At 70.1% G+C, this 16,829-nt stretch carries 15 protein-coding genes; 3 read left to right on the top strand and 12 right to left on the bottom strand.

Features of this window, described 5'->3' with window-relative positions; translation table 11 throughout:
- The first annotated feature begins 42 nt into the window (after positions 1-42).
- Positions 43-1,839, top strand: coding sequence for a putative bifunctional diguanylate cyclase/phosphodiesterase (locus OJ997_RS13470; RefSeq protein WP_270025629.1), 1,797 nt, complete (start codon positions 43-45; stop codon positions 1,837-1,839).
- Here the strand turns inward: OJ997_RS13470 and OJ997_RS13465 are convergent.
- The 4 genes from OJ997_RS13465 to OJ997_RS13450 form a co-directional block, all read right to left on the bottom strand.
- Positions 1,836-3,422: a hypothetical protein gene (locus OJ997_RS13465; protein WP_270025628.1), complete on the bottom strand. Its 1,587-nt coding sequence runs from the start codon at positions 3,420-3,422 to the stop codon at positions 1,836-1,838. The two genes, OJ997_RS13470 and OJ997_RS13465, sit on opposite strands and share 4 nt — an antisense overlap.
- The gene (locus tag OJ997_RS13460; protein ID WP_270025627.1) at positions 3,419-4,603 is read right to left on the bottom strand and encodes a S8/S53 family peptidase; all 1,185 of its coding nucleotides are present in this window, start codon (positions 4,601-4,603) and stop codon (positions 3,419-3,421) included. Before OJ997_RS13460 ends, OJ997_RS13465 begins: the two co-directional genes overlap by 4 nt.
- A 65-nt stretch (positions 4,604-4,668) precedes the next feature.
- Complete coding sequence (locus OJ997_RS13455) at positions 4,669-6,402, bottom strand: hypothetical protein (RefSeq protein WP_270025626.1); 1,734 nt, start codon at positions 6,400-6,402, stop codon at positions 4,669-4,671.
- Between the two features lie 36 nt (positions 6,403-6,438).
- A complete protein-coding gene (locus OJ997_RS13450) occupies positions 6,439-7,692 on the bottom strand; it encodes a sensor domain-containing phosphodiesterase (RefSeq protein WP_270025625.1) in 1,254 nt (417 codons plus the stop codon).
- A 31-nt stretch (positions 7,693-7,723) separates the two neighbouring features.
- Between OJ997_RS13450 and OJ997_RS13445 the strand changes: the two genes are divergently transcribed.
- Positions 7,724-8,515, top strand: a complete 792-nt coding sequence (locus OJ997_RS13445; RefSeq protein WP_270025624.1) for a polysaccharide deacetylase family protein — start codon at positions 7,724-7,726, stop codon at positions 8,513-8,515.
- A complete protein-coding gene (locus OJ997_RS13440) occupies positions 8,512-9,501 on the top strand; it encodes a C45 family autoproteolytic acyltransferase/hydrolase (protein WP_270025623.1) in 990 nt (329 codons plus the stop codon). The genes OJ997_RS13445 and OJ997_RS13440 overlap by 4 nt, the downstream gene beginning before the upstream one ends.
- Here the strand turns inward: OJ997_RS13440 and OJ997_RS13435 are convergent.
- The 8 genes from OJ997_RS13435 to OJ997_RS13400 form a co-directional block, all read right to left on the bottom strand.
- Positions 9,446-10,408, bottom strand: a complete 963-nt coding sequence (locus tag OJ997_RS13435) for a TerC family protein (RefSeq protein ID WP_270025622.1) — start codon at positions 10,406-10,408, stop codon at positions 9,446-9,448. The genes OJ997_RS13440 and OJ997_RS13435 overlap by 56 nt on opposite strands.
- A 69-nt stretch (positions 10,409-10,477) precedes the next feature.
- Positions 10,478-11,602 (bottom strand): aminotransferase class I/II-fold pyridoxal phosphate-dependent enzyme, encoded by a 1,125-nt coding sequence (locus OJ997_RS13430; protein WP_270025621.1) that lies wholly within the window; start codon positions 11,600-11,602, stop codon positions 10,478-10,480.
- A complete protein-coding gene (gene bsaP, locus OJ997_RS13425; protein WP_270025620.1) occupies positions 11,581-11,745 on the bottom strand; it encodes a biotin synthase auxiliary protein BsaP in 165 nt (54 codons plus the stop codon). Before bsaP ends, OJ997_RS13430 begins: the two co-directional genes overlap by 22 nt.
- On the bottom strand, positions 11,742-12,731 hold the full coding sequence (gene bioB, locus OJ997_RS13420) for a biotin synthase BioB (RefSeq protein WP_270025618.1): 990 nt from the start codon (positions 12,729-12,731) through the stop codon (positions 11,742-11,744). The genes bsaP and bioB overlap by 4 nt, the downstream gene beginning before the upstream one ends.
- Positions 12,728-13,315, bottom strand: a complete 588-nt coding sequence (gene bioD, locus OJ997_RS13415; RefSeq protein ID WP_270025617.1) for a dethiobiotin synthase — start codon at positions 13,313-13,315, stop codon at positions 12,728-12,730. The genes bioB and bioD overlap by 4 nt, the downstream gene beginning before the upstream one ends.
- Positions 13,312-14,523 (bottom strand): adenosylmethionine--8-amino-7-oxononanoate transaminase, encoded by a 1,212-nt coding sequence (locus OJ997_RS13410; protein ID WP_270025616.1) that lies wholly within the window; start codon positions 14,521-14,523, stop codon positions 13,312-13,314. Before OJ997_RS13410 ends, bioD begins: the two co-directional genes overlap by 4 nt.
- A 12-nt stretch (positions 14,524-14,535) precedes the next feature.
- The gene (locus OJ997_RS13405) at positions 14,536-16,038 is read right to left on the bottom strand and encodes a metallophosphoesterase family protein (protein WP_270025615.1); all 1,503 of its coding nucleotides are present in this window, start codon (positions 16,036-16,038) and stop codon (positions 14,536-14,538) included.
- Between the two features lie 22 nt (positions 16,039-16,060).
- Positions 16,061-16,816: a GNAT family N-acetyltransferase gene (locus tag OJ997_RS13400; protein WP_270025614.1), complete on the bottom strand. Its 756-nt coding sequence runs from the start codon at positions 16,814-16,816 to the stop codon at positions 16,061-16,063.
- Positions 16,817-16,829: the final 13 nt, after the last annotated feature.

Genomic DNA, 16,829 nt, shown 5'->3' with positions numbered 1-16,829 from the left:
CGCGCCGACCACCCAGGGGAGATGCTGGGCAGGCGCACCTTCATGATCGCGGCCGTGGTCGCGCTCGTCGCTCTCGCGGCGGGCGCCGGCATCGCCCTGCTCCATCTGCGGTCCGGCGAGCAGCGGGATCGTTACGAGGTGCTGATCGAGCTCGAGTCCAGCGCGAACCGGATCGACGCGCTCGAGTCCGAGACCAACGAGCAAGGCCGCGTGCCGCTCACCGTCCAGTCCGAGCTGACGGTCCTGCTCGACGGGATGACGCGTGAGCTCGACGTGCTGGTGGGCGAGGGCGTCCCGGGCGTCGCGCCGATCGCCGAGCGCTTCAAGCCCTACAAGCCGCTGATCGAGGAGGAGTTCGCGATGATGCGGGCTCGCGACTTCGAGGCGGCCGAGCGGCTCGACGCCGCCGTGGACTTCGACACGATCCGGACTGCGTTGCGCGTCGCCGCCGTGCGCGCCGATGCGGTCTCCGAGCGCAGCGAACGCCTGGCCTGGGCCGGCACGCTCGGGATGATGGTCGTCGGCGTGATCGCTCTGACGGCGCTGCTCGCCCTGCTCGACCGCGCCGGCCGCCGCCGCGTGCGCGACGAGGAGCTGCAGCGCCTCGCGTTCGCCGACCCGCTGACCGGACTCCCCAACCGCGCCCTGTTCGAGGAGCGCATCGCGCAGGTGCTCGAGCGCCGCGAGCCCGCCGTCGTCGCCTTCCTCGACCTCGACGACTTCAAGCGCGTCAACGACTCGTTGGGCCACGCCGCCGGCGACCGGCTGCTGGAGATCTGCGGCGAGCGCCTCCGGCACGCCCTGCGCGCCACGGACACCGTCGCGCGGCTGGGCGGCGACGAGTTCGCCGTGCTCGCGCTGGACGTCGTCGACCCGCAGTCATTGGTCGACCGGCTCTTCGCCGCGCTGGCCGCTCCCGTGATGCTGGAGGGCAAGCGCCTGCACCTGCGCGCCTCGATCGGCATCGCGGCGACGGACTCCGGCGACGAGCTGCTGCGCAACGCCGACCTCGCGATGTACGCGGCGAAGGGCGCCGGCACGAACCGCTTCGCCGTGTACACGGCCGACATGCACGTCCACGCCCTTGCCCGGCTCGACGGCCGCGAGCAGCTCGAGCGCGCGATCGAGAAGGAAGAACTCGTGTTGCATTACCAGCCGATCGTCGACCTGGACCTGGGGCGCGTCGCCGGCTTCGAGGCCCTGGTCCGCTGGCAGCACCCGACGCGCGGGCTGCTCGGCCCGGGCGAGTTCATCCCGCTGGCCGAGGAGACCGGCCTGATCGTGCCGTTGGGCCGCTGGGTCCTGCGCGAGGCGTGTCGCACCGCCACGGCCTGGGCGGGCGCGCCCTACCTGAGCGTGAACGTCGCGAGCGCCCAGCTCGAGCAGGAGGGCTTCGTCGAGGAGGTCGCCTGCGCGCTGCGCGACGCGTCGCTGGTGTCGTCGCGGCTCGTCTTGGAGGTCACCGAGTCGTCCCTGGTCGGCGAGGACTCCGCCGAGCGGTTGCAGGCGCTGCGCAAGCTCGGCATCCGCCTGGCGATCGACGACTTCGGCACGGGCTACTCCTCTTTGAGCTACCTCCGCCGCTTCCCGATGGACGTCCTGAAGATCGACCGCTCCTTCACCCAGGAGGCCTGCGAGGACGGCGCGCTGCTGCAGGCCATCGTGGCCATGGGCGAATCCCTCGGTCTGGTGCTCGTGCCCGAGGGCATCGAGTCCGAGGAGCAGGCGGACGAGCTGCGCGCCCTCGGCTGTCGCCTCGGCCAGGGCTTCCTGTTCGGGCGCCCCGTCCCGGCGTCGGAGCTGACGGGAGTGGCGACCCGCTCAGCCGTCTCGCTCTAGCGACCCGTCTCGACGCTGAACTCGTTGGCGGTGCTGCTTCCGCCCGACGTGCTGCGCCGCGACAGCTTCCGCTTGATCGTCGTCTTGCGGAAGTTGTCCTGCCCGGCGAACGTGAGCGTCAGGTAGATCGCGCCCGCGCGGCGGAGCGTCGACGACAGCTTGACCTTGATCGTCCACTTCCCGGTTCGCGGACTCGTGCGCCCGGACGCGATTGCCTTGCCGCTCTTGCTGCGTGCGAGCTGCGCGCTGATCCGAGCCGACGCGCCCCGCGCGATCGTCCCGGAGAGCGTGAGCGTCGAACCCGACCGCCGCGCCTTCCCGATCTTCAACTTCGACGCCGGCGTCGGCCCGCTCGGCAGCAGGATCGGCGGGTTCGTATCCAGCACCCGTGGGTTCGTCCGCAGCCCCGGGTCCACGGGCGCGACACTCGAGTTCCCCGGATCGACGTTCCCGGCCTCATCCTCGAGCCACAGCCGGAACGTTCCTTTCCCGGTAACCGTCACTCCGCTGAGCTTCGCGATCCCGGGCCCCGCCACACGCTGCGCGGGTTGGCACGTCAACCCCGGCGCGGGGTCGCAGATCGCGTACCGCGCGGCCACGATCGGCGAGGCCGTCCCTTGATCCGGATTGACCCACTTAACGTCGTACGACCCGTCGTCAGCCGCGGTGACGCTGAGGTCCTTCGGTGCGAGCGGCGCGTTCCGATCGACTCGCAACGTCCCGGTTACGACGGCCGTCTGGTCGCTCGCATCCGCGGCGATCGCCTGCAGCTCATGCGTGCCGTCCACGACCCGCGATGTGTCGAAGCTGAACGTCCCGTCGAGCGCTGACGGACATGGCTGCATCCGCGTGTAGTCGCACGCCCCGTCCTTGCGCCCGAGCTCAATCCCGCGCACAACGATGCGCAACTGCTTGACGCCGCTGGCGTCCGTGGCAGACACGCCGACGGTGTCCGAGCCCTTGTGCCACCCAGCGTCCCCAAACGTCCCGCTGAACGCCCCGATCACAGGCAGCGCAGGGTCCTCGACACGCGCAGTACCGCCGTACACGGCGACCCACCCACGAGGGTCGTCGGAACCATTGATGCACGAGCTGCCGGCGACGCACTTCAGGCGAAATGTGATGCCCGACGTCGCCAGACTGCCGAATGTCACCGAGTTCGCTCCGCCCGCCGCGGCTCCGCGACTGCACACGAATCCACTGACGATCGGGCACGTCTCCAGGGCGGTCCCTTCGGCCGTGACGATGGCCGCTTCCCACCCAGAGCGGTTCCCCAAGAACCGCTGGAGCGACAGCGCACGGATGGTCGCGCCTGCAGGCGGACGCAGGGACCACGTCGCCTCGCCACCGGCAGCGGTCGTTGGCACACCAGATCGGTCACGTACCGCGAAGCCGCTGATTTGAGCGTTCGCTTGAGCCTGACACTGTCTCGTCGCCGAGAGCGACGAGGCGGTGGACTGGGAGACCCAGGCCGGATCTGCTGCTCCCGAGGCGCACAGACGCACGTCATAGACACCGGCGTGCGCGACAGTCGCACACGCCGCGAGGGCAGCGACCATGAGGCCGATCGCGAATGACTTCATCGCCTGACCACGGTCGTCGTGGAACTCGCCAGTCGCGCGCCCGTCGGGTCTGAGAACTGGACCTCCACACGCGACCACCGCTGGACCCGGACTCGAACCGACGACGCTTGCACGGTCTTGCGGGCGATGCGGCGAGTTCGCTTCTTGCTGTCTCGCGCGTACACGGTCACGCGCATCCGTGCTTTCGCTGGGCGGTTGATGCTGCGGACCGTGAGCACGCGTCCGCGGAGCCGAGCGGTTGCACGCGGTTTCACCAGCTTTGGCTTCTTCGGGCCAGGGGTTGCCGTCGGAACCGGCGAAGGCGCGACGGTTGGTGTGGGGACCGGCGGTTGGGCGACTCCCCCAAGTCCTGCCGCGGTGAACGTGGCAGCGGCGTCGAGACGTCGCCCCGACGCGACGGGCACCGCCGCGTTGACGATCAACTCCTCGGCAGCGGCAACCGTCAGGTCAGGGCGCCAGGTCCGGAGGGCGGCAAGGCCGACGGCGACGAACACGGCTGCCGCGCTCGTGCCTTGTTGGCTCGTGGTCGGCGCTCCTGAGTTCGGAAGGGCCCCGTCGATCGAGCATCCCGGGGCGAGCAGCGTCGTCCCGGTCGCGCTCGTCGCGCACAGGCTTCCGGTCGTCGCGTCGAGCGCACCGACCGAGATGGCGCCAGGCGCATCCGCCGGGGCGCCGATGGGCCGCCCGTTGAGGTTGCCTCCAGCGATGACGACGTTGACGCCGAGCTCCCGTGCGCGCTTGACCGCGTCGTTGAGGAACGCGCGCTCGGGGCTGGTGAGCGGCACCTCGGTCGCGAATGTGACGACGATCACGCGCACCTGATCCGTCATCGACCGGGTTGCGCACTCGTCGATCCCGGTCGAGTAGGCATCCGGGATCGCCGCGTCTTGTCCCGGATCGTTCGCCTGGACGCTGACGATCCGAGCGGCCGGCCAGAGACCCACCATGCCGAAGCCGTTCGACGGAGCGCCCATCAGCATCGCCATCTGCGTGCCGTGGAGGGAGGGACTCGCGTCCGTGCCATCAAGGCCGTAGAGCGACAGCCGCGAGAAGACGTTCGCCGTGTCCGGGTTCGCGTTCACGCCCGTGTCGACGAGGCAGATGGCCGCCGGTGTCGTGGGCGGCGTTGCGCGTAGGAGGAACTCGGCGTTCGCGGCCTTCGTCTGCGCGGTGATCTCCACCGGCTCAGCTGAGGCGCGAGCAGCGAGGGCGAGAGCGAGGACGACGGTGAGGACGAAGATGCGGTTCATGGCCTCACGCGCACGGTGATCGTTCGGCTGACGCCGCGAGTGTAGGGGAAGGCCGAGTCTTCGGCCGCGACGACGCGGAAGCGGTACGTCGCGGGCTCGAACGTGCGGCGGAACCGGTAGGCGAGCTTGAACCGTCCAGCCGCGGTGGTCCTCACCCACCGACGGGTCGTGGCAACGGGAATCCAGCGGCCTGGCTCTCGAACCTCGAGCGCGACCAGGACTCCGCCGGACGGAATCGGGCCTGCGACAAGACCGGTAAGCACTGCGGAGCGACCGTTGCGAATGCGGGTAGAGGCCGCCTTGGCGGTGAGTTGTGCAGGGACCGTAACATCGACCTGCGCCGCGACGCCGATGAGACCGTCTGCCTCGTCGCGCGTGATCTGAACCGTTCGGGACTCGCCCCTGGGAATGCGGGCATCGAACTTCCCATCCGGTCCAGTGATGACGTTTCCGACGGTGGCCCAGGACCCAGTGGAGACCCCCGGCTTCGGGAGGAACGGGCGTGTGCGAAGCGTCAGCGACACGCCGGCCAGTGGTCGATGGTCGGGTTCGGTGAGCGTGCCTCGTACCCGGAAGGCCTCGGCCGACGACAGTGCACGACGCGAGCCGTCGGCGATCCGGAGAACGACGGGGCGAGGCGTGATGGCTCGAGCCAACGGCGCCGCGAGCGCTGGTGAAGCGGAACCGGCAGGCGCAGCGACTGCGAACTTGCGCGGTGTGATCACAGAAGTCCGGTTGCCAGTTGCGTCTTCGACGGCGACTGTCAACTCATGCTCGGCCGGCGGAAGTAGGCCAGCGTCGAAGTCGAGCTTCGCTCCTGACACAGCAAGCGGGCAAGGTTGCGGATCGTCGAACTCGTACCTGTGCGCAGTCATGTCGGCCTCGATGCAGCTGGCGCGGCTGCTGCCGATAGGGGTAGCGGCGAGCTCGATCCACTTGCCTTGACCGAGAATGCGTGCTTCAACGATCGCGCGGTAGACGCCGACTCCGGCATCGGACGCGTCGAACTCGACGCTCTCGACGCCAGCATGCGAGACGTTCGTGACGAGCGGTCCGCGGACGGCACTGACAATCGGAGCGGCATCGTCGCGGATGTCAGCGCGGAAACTGCTGACTTCGATGCTTCCCCGAAGGAAGTCGAAGTCGCATAGGCCGCAGGTCGCGACGAAGAACAGCTGCGAAGTTGCTAGTCCCTGACGCTGGACGACGTTCCTGGACTCGGTCCAGTACGGGGGTTGTCCGTGGCAGCCGATATCCGAGTTGATCCCCAGGGATTCCGGGAGCCGCACAGGGCTGGTGTTGAGCTTGGGCACGGGGCGGTCCCAATTGATCCAGACCCACGTGCCGTCGATCTTGCCGCACGCCGATACGGAGAAGCCGCTTATGGCGGTATCGCGAGCCGCCGTGAACGCCCACCAGATGTGCTTCGCGCCAGCGAAGGGCTGAGCTCCGACCGCCTGGGCGAACAGCGTTCCGTGCGGTCCTGAGACGCAGTCGTTCGATACCTCCGAACGCGAAGCGCCCGGCATGGGAGCCCAGCCGCTCGTACCGACTGGCAATCCGGAAGGGCCGTGGCACGAGTAGACGTACATCGTCCCGGCTCGCGCTTCGCCGCACCACAGGAGCGCGAGCATCAGCGCGATCAGTGCGGCCTGAGTGGTAGCGAAGCGTCTGATGGGCGGCAAGCTTCCAAATCGCCGCCCGATTTGCAACCCAATGGAGTAGCTCACTGCCCCCTATAGGCGGGGGCAGTGAATGTTCTCCCCCTACCGCGGGGCGATTCGGGCGAGCAGCCCGCGCGCGGCCTCGATCGAGAGGTCGCGGTCGTAGGTCAGACAGAAGTCGAAGCGCCGTTCCATGTCGGGGCAGTCGGTGTCGCCGAGGTCGCGGGCGACGAAGGCCGCGGCGAAGTGGGGGGCGATGACCGTCACGTTCCACTCGCCGGCGAGGGCGTCGGAAGCGTCCAGGGACGCTCCGCGCACGCCGGGGACCGGTTCGGCCGACAGGCCCACGCCCAGCGCGCCGACCAGGGCCGCCGAGGAGGCCAGGGCCTCGTAGCGGGCGGCTGACCGCGGGGTGAAGTGGCGGGCTTCCTGGAAGGCGGCGAAGACGACGGCGGACTCGCCCTGGGCGGCGACTTGGGCTTCGAGGTGCTTGGAGATCGCGAGCAGCAGGCCCTTGGTGCCGCGGCGGGGGCGGACGCGGGCCGCGACGGCGCGGTACGGGCTCGGCGGCACGGGCGAGGAGACGCGGCGCGGGGCGAGCGGGGTCGGGAGCGGCTGGGTGCCGGTGGGCAGCTCGGCGGGATAGCCGAAGAGCCAGCCCTGGCCGTAGCGGGCGCCGAGGGCGCGGGCGACTTCGAGCTGCGCTTCCGTCTCGATGCCTTCGGCCAGCAGGACGGCGCCGGAGCGCTCGGCCTCGGCGTTGACCGCGTGCACGATGGCGGCGATCGCGGGCGAGGGGTTCTCCTGCACCAGGCGCAGGTCGAGCTTGATGACCTCCGGGTTCACGAAGGGCATCAGGGCGAGGGAGCGGTGGTCGGCGCCGACGTCGTCCAGGGCGATCATCAGACCGCCCGCGCGCATCGCCTGGACGCGGGCGAGCACCTCGGCGGGCTTGTCGGTCAGGGCGCGCTCGGTGAGCTCGATCATGACGTCGAGCTCACGCGTGGCGCGGGCGATCAGCTCGCTGAGCGAATCCGGGACGGGCGTGTCGAGCAGCGACGGCTCGACGTTGACGAAGAGCGTCTTGCGCAGACGGGCGTCCAGCGCGCCGCTCAGGGCGGCGGCGCGGCACGCCCACTCGAGCTCCGCCAGCAACCCCGACGACCGGGCGGCGGCGAACAGCAGGTCAGGGCGTTCCAGAGCGGACCCGACCGGGCCACGCGCCAGAGCTTCGTAGCCGACGACCTCACGGGTGTCGAGGTCGACGATCGGCTGGTACAGGGAGCGGATGAGGCCGGCGTCGAGAATCTCGCGCAGCTCAGCGGCGCGGGCGGCCTCCTGGAGGATGGCGGTCATCTCCCCTTGTCTTCGGCCACAATCTGCAGAAGTGCGAGCGGATTGGCCGAATAACGCCCGAACGGCTATTTCTCTGACGTTCGACGTCGACGCCGAATCGGGCTGGCTCGGCGAGGACCCGGCCTACAAGGACCGCCTCTCCACGCTGAGCGAGGCGCGGTACGGGATCACGCGCGGACTGCCGCGCATCCTCAGCACACTCGCGAAGCACGACATCAAGGCCACGTTCTACGTCCCCGGCTACACGGCCGAGCTGCACCGGGACGCGATCAAGCGCATCGCCGCCGAAGGTCACGAGATCGGCCACCACGGCTACCTGCACCTGCGCAGCGACGGCGCCACCGAAGCGCAACAGCGCGAGGAGATCGAACGAGGCACAGCGGCGCTCGTGCAGACCATCGGCCAAACCCCGATCGGCTACCGCAGCCCCAGCTGGGAGCTCACGCCGATCACGCTGCAGCTCCTCAGAGAGCACGGCTTCACGTACGACTCCAGCCTGATGGGCGACGACCGCCCGTACCTGCTCGGCAACGACCTGATCGAGCTCCCGGTCCACTGGAGCCTCGACGACTGGCCGCACCTGCACTGGAAGCCCGGCCGCGGCGACGCGTTCACCGCGCCCGAGGCCTTCCTCGACACGTGGCTCAAGGAGTTCGAGTCGGCGCACCAGGAACGCCGCCACCTCACCTACACGATGCACCCCGAGGTGATCGGCCGCGGCCACCGGATCGCGCTCATCGACCGCCTGATCGACGAGATCAAGCAACGCGCCGACGTGTGGTTCGCGACGCACGCCGATGTGGCAGCCTTCGTGACCTCATGACGTTCCCCGTCCACCGCTCGGACGAGGCCACGCCCGCAGCCCGCGGCGAGGCGTTCGGACGCGCCATGGCGACGCAGGTGCAGCACACGGTCGCGGTCTATGAGCGCATGTTCGCCGAGCGCGGCGTCACGCCGCCGGGCACGCTCCCGCCCCATGAGGAGATCGACGCCATCGCGCGCGGCGCGCAGGTCGACCCCGCCTTCCTCCGCGCCGTCAACGCGAGAACCGAGATTCTCAACGGCGCCGACGAGTGCTCCGTCCAGGGCGCCGGCGGCCTGCTCGCCCAGAACTGGGACTGGCACCCGGACCTCTCAGCGTCGACCGTGATCTGGATCGTGGAAACGCCATCCACCTGGTTCGCGACCGTGACGGAAGCCGGCATCCTCGCCAAGATCGGCCTCAACGACGCGGGCCTCGGCGTCTGCCTGAACATCCTGCGCACGACCGCCGACGGCGGCACGGACGGCACCCCGATCCACATCCTGCTCCGCGAGGTCCTGACAAGCACGAAGACCGTCGACGACGCGATCGCGCTCCTCACGAACGCGCGCGTCACGGCCTCGAGCGCTATCACCGTCGCGACCCCCGGCGACGTCGCCCACGTGGAGCTCAGCCCCGGCGGCGCGAACGTCATCCGCGGTGCCGTCGGCGCCCACACGAACCACTTCATCGAGCCACCCAAAGCGGGCACCGACGTCATGGCACTCGAGTCCCCGACCACGCACCAGCGGCTGGAAATCGTGAAGTCCGAGCCGCTGCTCGACGCGCTCCGCTCCCACGCCGGCCACCCGCGGGGCGTCTGCCGCCACGTCGATCCCCAGGACCCGTGGGTCGATCGGACCGTCACGGTCGCCTCGGTCGTCATGAACCTCGAGAAGCGCCGACTGCACGTGGCCGCAGGTCCGCCCTGCAGCCACGAGCACGTCGAGATCAAGCTGCCGACGCCGTCTTCTTCCGATCGGCTCGCATCGACAGCAGCGCGGTGAGCGCGAGCGTCACGACGATCACGCCGAGCGACAGCCAGATCGGCACGTGCCAGATGTCCACCAGGAGCATCTTCACGCCGATGAACGCAAGGATGAACGACAGGCCCTGGGTGAGGTAGACGAACTTGTCCATCAGCCCGACGAGCAGGAAGTAGAGCGCGCGCAGGCCGATCAGCGCGAAGGCGTTGGCGGCGAAGACGATGAACGACTCCTGCGTGACCGCGAAGATCGCCGGGATCGAGTCGACGGCGAAGATGATGTCGGTCGTCGCGATCACGATGAACACGGCGAGCAGCGGCGTCGCGATGCGCTTGCCGTCGACCTTCGTGAAGACCTTCTCGCCGTCGTACTCCTCGGACATCGTCACGTGCTTGCGGATGAACTTGAGCGCCGGGTTGTGCTCGGGCTCGATCTCCGCGTCGTCGTGGCGGGCGAGCTTCCAGGCCGTGTAGAGCAGGATCAGGCCGAAGAAGTAGAAGGTGATGTGGAACGCGTCCAGCAGCGCCGCGCCGAGCATGATGAACACGAGGCGCAGCAGCAGCGCGAGGATGATCCCCCACGCGAGCACCTTGGCCTGCGCGTGCTGGCCGGGCACCGCGAAGTAGCTCAGGATCACCGCGAAGACGAAGATGTTGTCCAGCGACAGCGAGCGCTCGAGCAGATAACCGGCGTAGAACTGCGAGCCGGCCTCACCGCCCTGCCACCACCAGAACACGGCGCCGAAGATCAGCGCGACGGCGATCCACGCGATCGACCAGATCGTGTTCTCGCGCACGCTCGGGACGTGCCCGCGGGCATAGATCACGAGGTCGAAGATCGCCATGACGACGATCACGCCCGCGAGGATGCCCCAGGTCGCGAGGTTGATGTCCAGGTTCAGCTCATTTGCAGAACTAGCGGCAAACACAGGTTGTCCTTCTCCAGGCAGGTAAGGGAGAAGGTTTCGTCCGCCGCAATCCGGCCGGTGGCGCCGGGCCTATCGGCCGTGCTGACGAACGCCACCCGTCGGGACTACTTCCCTTCCGGAGAGACGATAGCTCATCGCCTTCTCATGCAATGTTGCCCCGGCGTGACGGAGTTCAACCACGTCGTGAGCGGCGGTTGCGACCGCCCGTAGACGGGACGTCCCGTCCGGCACGGTGGGGGGACGGATGGCCTGGACGAACACGCCCTCCTCGAGCGCGTCGGCGCACGCGGCCATCGCGTCGTCGGGCTCGCCGATCACCAGCGGGACGATCGGCATGTCGCTCACCTCGACGCCGAGCGCGGCCCGCAGCTCGCGCGCGTTCGCGTGCAGCCGCGCCATCAACTCCGCATCCATCAGGTCCAACGCGCGGAGCGCCGCCCCGATCGACGGCGGCGGCAGCGCGGTCGAGTAGATCAGCGTGCGCGCCCGGTTGACCAGGTAGTCGGCGACCTCGCGCGAGCAGCACACGAACGCGCCGTAGGAGCCGAGCGCCTTCCCCAAGGTGCCGATCGTGATGACGTGGTCCTGCAGCCCCAGCTCGTGCACGAGACCCCGGCCTTCGCGCCCCACGACCCCCGTCGCGTGCGCCTCGTCGACGATCACGCGCGCGCCCGTCTCGACCAAGCCCTCCAGGTCCGCCACGTCACCGTCCATGGAGAACACGGCGTCGGTGACGATCACGTCCGCGCCCTCCGGCACCGCGCCGTGCTCGTACACGACCGTGCGCGCCCGCGCGAGCCGGCAGCCGTCGATGATCGAGGCGTGGTTCAACGCGTCCGACGCGACCACGCCGTCGGTGGCCAGCGCCGCGACCACGCCCGTGTTGGCGAGGTAGCCGGAGCCGAACAGCAGGCACGCCTCGGTGCCTTTGAGGTCGGCCAGCCGCTCCTCGAGCTCGCGGTGGATGCTCATATGCCCGCTCACCAGCTGGGAGGAGCCGGCGCCCGCGCCCCATCGCCGCGCCGCCTCGCCCGCCGCCTCGGCCACGCGCGGATCGCCCGCCAGCCCGAGGTAGTCGTTCGAGCAGAGCAGGAGCACGTCGCGGCCGTCGAGCGTCACGCGCGGACCCTGCGCGGATTGAACCTCCCGGAGGAAGCGCCGCAGCTCGGGCGCTACGTCGGGCAGCTCACGCATGCGGCCTTGAAGCCCGTCGGGAGCACCTGGACCTTGAGCTTGCGCCCGCAGTGCACGCACCAGCGCGGCGGGTCGAGTGCCCGCACGCACGTCTCGTGCCCGGCCTCCTCGACCGTCTTCCCACACCCCGGGCAGTAGCTCACAGCGTCTTCGAAAGCTCCTTGACGGGCATCGAGAGCTCCGCCAGCAGGTCGAGGTCCTCCTGCGGCGAGCGGCCCAGCGTCGTCAGGTAGTTGCCGACGATGACGGCGTTGATGCCGCCGACCATGCCCTGGCGCGCGCCGAGGTCGCCCAGCGTCAACTCCCGTCCGCCCGCGAAGCGCAGGATCGTGCGCGGGAGCGCGAGCCGGAACGCGGCGATCGTCCGCAGCGCGTCCATCGCCGGCACCGGCTCGTAGCCCGCGAACGGCGTGCCGGGGCGCGGGTCGAGGAAGTTCAGCGGCACCTCGTGCGGGTCGATCTCGGCGAACTGCGCGGCCAGCTCGGCGCGCTGCTCGAGCGACTCGCCCATGCCGATGATCCCGCCGCAGCAGAGCTCCATGCCCATCTCGCGGACGAGCGCCAGCGTCTCGCGGCGCTCCTCCCACGTGTGCGTGGTGACGACGTTGGAGAAGTGCGAGCGCGCCGTCTCGAGGTTGTGGTTGTAGCGGTGCACGCCGAGGTCGCGCAGCTCCTCGGCCTGCTCGCGGGTGAGGATGCCGAGCGAGCACGCGACGTTGATCTCGACGCTCTCCGTGATGGCAATGACGCCCTCGCGGACCTGCTCCATCAGCCGCTTGTCGGGGCCGCGGACGGCGGCGACGATGCAGAACTCGGTCGCGCCGGTCGCGGCGGTCTCGCGCGCGGCCTCCACCAGCGACGGGATGTCCAGCCGCACGGCGCGTACGGGCGTCTCGAAGCGCCCCGACTGCGAGCAGAAGTGGCAGTCCTCCGGGCAGCCGCCGGTCTTGATCGAGACGATGCCCTCGATCTCCACCTCGGGCCCGCAGTGGCGCATGCGGACGTCGTGGGCGAGCTCCAGCAGGTCGTCGACCCGCTCGTCGGGCAGGCGCAGGACTTCGAGCGTCTGCGCCTCGTCGAGGCCGATCCCCCGCTCGAGGACCTGCTCACGGGCGATGTCGAGGATCATGCGGGCAGCTCCATGGTCGTGAATTCTCCCTCCCGGATCCTCCCGAGGACGGGAGCGATCTGAGTGAGGTCTTCCAAGTTGCACTCGGCGGCGAGGTCCGGATCGCGTGGCCAGGAGCCGATCATGATCCCCAGGCAGGTCACGCCGCGGCGCTTGATCGCCTCGACCGTCAAGGCGGTGTGGTTGAGCGTGCCGAGACCGGCGCGCGCGACGACGATCATCGGCGCCTTCAGCAGCGCGGCGACGTCGAGGATCGTGCCGCCCGCCTCGTCGAAGCGCACGAGCAGCCCGCCGGCACCTTCGATGATCACGAGGTCGTTCTGCAGCGTGCGGACGAACTCGGCGACCTGGAGCGGGGTGACGGGCGGGAGGCCGGCGCGGCGTGCGGCGGTGGCGGGCGCGAGCGGTTCGGGGTAGCGGGCGAGCGTGTGGACCTCGGCGCCGGACAGCTTCGCGACGGTCGCCGCGTCGTCGTCATCGCCGGTCTGCGCGGGCTTGACGTACGCGGCGCCCGGGCGCGCGAGGGCGGCAGAGACGATCGTCTTGCCGACGCCGGTGTCGGTTCCGGTCACGACGAGCCTCATCCGGCTGCCGCTCCCGCGATGGCGGCGCGGCAGATGCGCGCGATGTCTTCGTCGTCGGTCACGTAGGGAGGCATCGTGTACACGAGGTCGCGGAACGGCCGGAGCCAGACGCCGTGCTCCACCGCTGCCCGGGTGGCTGCGACCCCGTCAATCGGGTGGTCGAGCTGGATCACGCCGATCGCGCCCTTCACGCGCACGTCCTTCACTCCGGGCAGGTCCTGGGCGTCGTGGAGCTGGGCCAGGCCGCGTTCGATCCGCGCCACGTCTTCGCTCCACGTGCCGTCCTCGAGCAGCCCGGTGGAGGCGAGCGCCGCGGAGATCGCGAGCGGGTTGGCCATGAAGGTCGGGCCGTGCATCAGGGGGCCGTCGATCTTCGCCGCGAGCTCCGCGCGGCACAGCGTCGCCGCAAGCGTCATGTAGCCGCCGGTGAGCGCCTTGCCGAGGCACAGCACGTCGGCCAGCTCGGCCGCCGCGAACAACGTGCCCGTGCGCCCGAACCCGGTCGCGATCTCGTCCAGCACGAGCGGGACGCCGTGCTCGTCGCACAGGTCGCGCAGCAGCTGCACGCACTCGCGCGGGTGGAAGCGCATCCCGCCCGCGCCCTGCACGATCGGCTCGACGATCACGCCGGCGAAGTCGTGCTCATCGAAGAGGCGCCGCACCTCCAGCTCCCACTCCGGCGTCCACTCCGGCAGCGGCGCGAAGACGTGCTCGGCCAGCGAGCCCTTCCACATCGAGTGCATCCCGCCGTCGGGGTCGCAGACGGCCATCGCGCCGAACGTGTCGCCGTGGTAGCCGCCGCGCCACGTCAGCAGCTGACGGCGCTCACCGTGCCAGGACTGCAGCACGAGCTTGATCGCGACCTCGACCGAGACGCTCCCGCTGTCCGCGAAGAAGACGTGATCGAGCCCGGTCCAGTCGGTCAGCCGCTCCGCCAGGCGGATCGCCGGCTCGTGCGTGAGCCCGCCGAACATCACGTGGGACATGCGGCCGAGCTGGTCCTGGACGGCCGCGTCGATCACCGGATGGCGGTACCCGTGGATCGCGCACCACCACGAGGCCATGCCGTCCACGAGCTCACGGCCGTCGGCGAGCGTCAGCCGCACACCCTCCGCGGAGACCACGGGGAGCGGCGCGCTGGCCGCGGGCATCGGGCCGTACGGATGCCAGATGCGGGTGCGGTCGAGCTCGAGCAGGTCGGCGTTCACAGACGCCCGACCCTATCGAGTCGATTCCGGCTCCAAGATCACGCGCCGCGCGGAGGAGTTGCCGGTGCCCGGGTCGATCGACACCAGGTCGGCCGCGAGCGGCTGGAACGAGGGCCGCACGGTGAACACGAAGCGGGCGAGGCTGAGCGCGGTGCTCTCGCCCAGGTTGCCGGTCCCGCCGGCGCCGATGCTGCCGCCGTTGATGACGGTCACGCCGGGGTGCTGCTCGAGCGCGGTCTGGTGCGTGTGGCCGATCAGGAACACGATCGGGCGCTCCGGCGGGTCGTCCTTGAGCACCTGCAGCGCCGTGCCCAGCAGCGCGCCCTCGTGGACCATCACCACGTCCACCTTGCCGAGCAGCGGCCGCAGCCACTCCAGGAACGCCTCCTGCATGCCCGGTTGCGGGTTGTTGTCGAAGCGGTCGCGGAACGAGTCGGCGCTGCGTCGCTCGAACGGGTCGTCGTAGCCCGCGACCTTCAGGCCGGCGATCTCGTTGATGACCGGCCCGAACGTGCCGTCCCGCTTGAGCCGGCCGTTCTGGGTGAGCACGACCGCGCCCTCGTCCGCCAGCTCGTGCTTGAGGTAGTCCGAGTCGTGGTTGCCGGAGACGAACACGAACGGGTCGCCGATGTGGGCGATCCGGCGCACGAGGGTCGTCTCCAGCGGCGAGCCGCGGTCGGTCAGGTCGCCGACGAAGAACAGCGGGCCGTCGCCGGTGGCCCGCTCGAGCACGCCCAGCGCGACCGTGTTGTTGTGCAGGTCGGACGCCACCGTGATGGTCGGCTGGCCGGTCAGGCTCTGACGCCTTCCCGGTTCGATCACGAGCCGGGCGAGGCCGACGAGCTGCGCGTCGAGCTCCTGGTTGAGCGCCCCGGGCGTGCGCTGCGCGGCCGCGACCGCCTCGAGCGCGCGCGGGATGTCGGGGCCGTGCGCGTAGTACTGCGGGTCGGCGATCTCCCCGCGCGGCGGGATCGTGAAGATCATCGCGACGCCGATCCCGATCGCCACGAGGATCGCGGTCGGCGCCGTCCAGCGCAGGCGCGGAACCCGGCTGCGGATGGCGAAGGCGACGAGCAGGCCGAGCGCGGACGCCGCGGCGATCGTCAGCCCGATCAGGCGCATCAGGTACGTGCGCAGCGCGCCCTCGGCGTCCTTGCGGACCTGCTCGACGTCGAGCGGCTTGCCCTCGGCGAGGGAGGTCGCGACACGCCGGTTGACGGTCTGCAGGTCGACCCGGAGCCGGACCGGCGCGTCGATCGCCTCGAAGCGCGCGCCCCAGTCCACGAGCGGGACGTAGACGTCGAGCGCCCCGCGATGGCCGGGGGAGACCGACATCCGGATCTCGCCGACGGAGAGCTCGGCGGTCTGCTGGTAGCCGACGAGGGCGAGGTACCCACCGGCGCACGTCGCGACGACGACGAGCATCAGCGAGAGCGCGCGCCGCGCGTAGGTGATCAGGCGGCTCTTCAGGTCACGCCGGGCCCATGTGGGAACTCGTCCCTCTGCAACTGCCATACAGCACTACCAACGTACGAGGTCATCGCCGCCGTTCCCACAACTCCATCGGTGAGAGGCGTCTGAGACCTAGCTGCTGGTACAGACGTTCCCCTAGCTCGGTCGCCTGAAGCGTGATAGTCGTCAGCTGCTGGCGCTGGGCGTCGGCGAGCGCGCTGCGCATGACCTGCGTGGCGAGGCCGTGCCGGCGCGCCTGCGGGACGGTCGCGACGAACGAGACCCCGCAGTCCTGCCCGTGGTGCAGGGCGAGCGCGACGGACGCCGGAGCGCCGTTGAGGTCGGCCTTGTACCCGCGCAGCGTGCCCTCTTCGAGCGTGTTCAGCGTGCGCTCGAGCCGGCTGTCGACGTTCCCGTACGCGAGGTCGTTGACGCGCCCGACCACCTGCAGGTTCGCGTTCGGTCGCGGGTTCGCGGTGCTCAGGTCGATCTTGAGGTCGCTCAGGACGGCGCCCATGCCCGGCGAGGCGGACGCGATCGCCATGTTGGCGTGGCGTAGCTCGCTCGTCACCTCGCGCGCGGCGCCGTCGACCCAGACGGCCCAGCGGCGGACACCTGCGTCGCCGTACCGGACCTCCAGCTCCTCGAGGTAGCGCGGGGCGGCGCTCGGATCCAGTGCGACCGCCGCGTTGAGCGCGGGCGAGTCGGGCGCGCTCGGGACGATCGACGCGAGCAGTCCCTCGCGCCGGATCACGAAGCCGTTCTTCGCGCTGGAGCCGAGCAGGGTCTGCAGGCCGGCGAAGCCTTCCCACAGGCGGCGTTTGAGCTCCGCGTCGTCCATGATCGCGGGGAGG

The organism is Solirubrobacter phytolaccae (genome assembly GCF_027587195.1).
In the GTDB taxonomy this organism is placed as follows: domain Bacteria; phylum Actinomycetota; class Thermoleophilia; order Solirubrobacterales; family Solirubrobacteraceae; genus Solirubrobacter; species Solirubrobacter phytolaccae.
The sequence above is the reverse complement of the archived record's forward strand: the minus strand, read 5'-3'. Positions and strand labels throughout refer to the sequence as shown.

Bases quoted from the DNA above. Each gene is read 5' to 3' on its own strand.
- OJ997_RS13470 (WP_270025629.1), top strand. From the start codon at position 43: ATGATCGCGGCCGTGGTCGCGCTCGTCGCTCTCGCGGCGGGCGCCGGC.
- OJ997_RS13465 (WP_270025628.1), bottom strand. From the start codon at position 3,422: ATGAAGTCATTCGCGATCGGCCTCATGGTCGCTGCCCTCGCGGCGTGT.
- OJ997_RS13450 (WP_270025625.1), bottom strand. From the start codon at position 7,692: ATGACCGCCATCCTCCAGGAGGCCGCCCGCGCCGCTGAGCTGCGCGAG.
- OJ997_RS13440 (WP_270025623.1), top strand. From the start codon at position 8,512: ATGACGTTCCCCGTCCACCGCTCGGACGAGGCCACGCCCGCAGCCCGC.
- OJ997_RS13430 (WP_270025621.1), bottom strand. From the start codon at position 11,602: ATGCGTGAGCTGCCCGACGTAGCGCCCGAGCTGCGGCGCTTCCTCCGG.
- bioB (WP_270025618.1), bottom strand. From the start codon at position 12,731: ATGATCCTCGACATCGCCCGTGAGCAGGTCCTCGAGCGGGGGATCGGC.
- bioD (WP_270025617.1), bottom strand. From the start codon at position 13,315: ATGAGGCTCGTCGTGACCGGAACCGACACCGGCGTCGGCAAGACGATC.
- OJ997_RS13405 (WP_270025615.1), bottom strand. From the start codon at position 16,038: ATGGCAGTTGCAGAGGGACGAGTTCCCACATGGGCCCGGCGTGACCTG.
- OJ997_RS13400 (WP_270025614.1), bottom strand. From the start codon at position 16,816: ATGGACGACGCGGAGCTCAAACGCCGCCTGTGGGAAGGCTTCGCCGGC.